At 47.0% G+C, this 2,565-nt stretch carries 3 protein-coding genes; 1 reads left to right on the top strand and 2 read right to left on the bottom strand.

Going from position 1 to position 2,565, the window contains the following annotated elements; genetic code table 11:
* Positions 1-425, top strand: a 425-nt coding sequence (locus IH879_22345; protein MCH7677668.1) for a hypothetical protein, incomplete at its 5' end; no start/stop codon positions are given.
* A gap of 242 nt (positions 426-667) precedes the next feature.
* Here IH879_22345 and IH879_22340 read toward each other — a convergent pair.
* Together IH879_22340 and IH879_22335 are read right to left on the bottom strand one after the other, a co-directional pair.
* Positions 668-1,495 (bottom strand): SDR family oxidoreductase, encoded by an 828-nt coding sequence (locus IH879_22340; protein ID MCH7677667.1) that lies wholly within the window; start codon positions 1,493-1,495, stop codon positions 668-670.
* 3 nt (positions 1,496-1,498) lie between these two features.
* A partial coding sequence (locus IH879_22335; protein MCH7677666.1) for an amino acid decarboxylase occupies positions 1,499-2,565 on the bottom strand: 1,067 nt, incomplete at its 5' end.

Genomic DNA, 2,565 nt, shown 5'->3' with positions numbered 1-2,565 from the left:
TGATAAGAGCGATAAATAAAAAAGGTGTGTCTCCAGTTGTTGCGACTGTTCTACTGATTACCATGTCTGTTATTGTAATTGCAATTATATTTATCTGGGCGAGGAGTGTTATAGAACCCAGTGTTACAAAATTTGAGAATCCGATAGATACTGTTTGTGAAAATGTTAATCTACGTGTTAGTGTAGCTGGATCTTTAGTAAGCATTGTAAACAATGGTAACCAGGCTACTATAGAAGGTGTAAAAGTTAGGGTTGATACTGGCGAGATAGTAGGTTGTGATCTTGGGAGTCCTATTCCTCCTGCAGGGGCTGGTTCTTGTACTATTGATGGTGAAGGAACGCCAGAAGCTTTAATTCCTATCCTAAAAGATGATAACGGTCAGCCGTATAATTGTGATAAGAATGAGAAATCTATCACTAGTTAAAATGAGGCCCAAAAATAAAAAAGGGGTATCTGGAGTGATTGTGGTTGTTTTAATGATTCTTTTGGTTGTTAGTGCGGTTGCGGGACTGGCTGCTGTTTTAATTCCTTTTGTTAAGGATAGTCTAGAAGAGGGAGGCAGCTGTATAAATCTCCAGGAGGGAATTACAATTAACAGAGAAAAATCGTGTTACGGTCCTGGAGAAAAAACAACTATTAGAATAAAGTTTGGAAATATTGATGTTCTTAGGTTTCTCGTTCTTCCGCAACGTCAGCGGGAATCTCTTTTTTTGCCTGGACCCAGCCTTTGGATGCATTCGTCCATTTGGCAAACCAGCGTGCAAAACCGGGCGCTAAACTTGGCAAAATGGACACCACAAAACGCTGGCTTTTGGGGACATAAACCTCAGGTAAATTTTTCTCCACAGCTTTTCTCACCGCCTGAGCTACTTCGCGTGGTTGTATCAGGGGAGTCAGAAATGTGTTTAACACGCCTTCACTCAAACGAGTTTCGACCTGACTTGGAAAGATGCAGCTCACCCCAATGTGAGTATCCTGCAATTCAAAACGCAGCGCTGAACTGAAGCCGACAACCCCATGTTTCGAGGCGGAATAAGCGACCAGGCCCTCGGTTCCGTATTTCCCGGCAATGCTGGCAATATTGACGATATGGGCGCTTTCTCTTTTCAAAAAATAGGGCAGCACCAAATGAGTTAACACCATTAAAGCAGTCAAATTTGTTTCGACGGTCTTGCGCCAGACAGCGAAGTCCCGGTCCATAAAAGGACCGCTTGGCAGCACACCCGCGTTGTTAACCAGAATATCGAATCCGCTTTTAAACTGCTGCGCCTCTTTCAGCATCATAGAAACAGCCGTCTCATCCGTTATATCGCAAGCTAAACCTTTAAAGGTGCGGCCCGGCTTTTCCACCGCTTCCGCAGTTTGCTGCACGTCAGCAAGGGAAAGATCTACTCCAATGACATCCGCGCCGGCCTTTGCAAATTCAATAACAATCGCCTGGCCAATTCCGCGGGCTGCTCCTGTGATAAGCACGGTTTTATCTTTGACTCGCATTACTTAGCTTGCAGGTTTATGATTTGCCTTTAATTTCGCTTGAATCAACTCCCAGGCATTTTTGACGTGCCGTTCTTCCGTTCTTATATTGCCAATCGCCACTCTCAATACATACTTTTCATTCAGCTTGGTGTGAGACAAGAACACCTCTCTCGTTTCATTGACTGCTTCAAGCAGGTGTTCATTTAATTTAGTCAATTCGTCTTCATCGTTCATGTCTTCAGGATGTGCTCGAAAGCAAAGTGTGCTGAACGGCGTAGGCGCCATACGCTCGAAATCGTCGTGTTCGTCGATCCACCGCGCCAATTTTTGAGCCAGTTCAATGTGGTAGCGTATGCGTGCTGCGATACCATCGACGCCAAAATAGCGCAGAACAAACCAAAGTTTTAAGGCCCGGAACCGCCGCCCAAGCGGAACTCCATAATCCATAAAATTTTCAACTTCGTCGTCTTCTTGAGTACGCAGATATTCGGGTACCAGACTGAAGGCTCGTTTCAGTACTTCAGGTTTGCGCGTATAAAACGCGCTTAAATCAAGCTGAACAAACAACCATTTATGCGGATTCACCACGAACGAATCCGCCCGCTCGCTGCCCTCGAGAACATGCCGCATTTCAGGAACAACTGCCGCCGAGCCGCCATAAGAGGCGTCGACATGCAGCCACAAATCTTCGCGTTCGCAAATTTCGGCAATCCCAGGAACGGGATCGATGCTGGTGGTTGAGGTCGTCCCCACTGTCGCAACTACACAAAACGGCCGCCACCCTTGCCTGCGGTCTTCTGCAATGGCCTGGCTCAAGGCCTCAGGTTTCATTTGAAATTTTTCATCGACCGGAATTTTCCGGATGCCGGCAAGGCCTAACCCCAAAGTAAGGGCTGCCTTGTCAATTGAAGAATGAGCCTGCTCGGAGGCATACATTCGCAAGCGGGGCAAATTCCGTCCGGAGAGTCCTTCTTCGCGGATACGCAAATCACTGAGCTGCTCTCGCGCCGCCGCGATGGCGTGCAGGCTGCTGACAGACGCGGTGTCGTAAATGATTCCCCAAAAATCATCCGGCAGTCCCAGCATTT

The organism is candidate division KSB1 bacterium (assembly GCA_022562085.1).
Taxonomy (GTDB): Bacteria; Zhuqueibacterota; Zhuqueibacteria; order Oceanimicrobiales; family Oceanimicrobiaceae; genus Oceanimicrobium.
The sequence above is the reverse complement of the archived record's forward strand: the minus strand, read 5'-3'. Positions and strand labels throughout refer to the sequence as shown.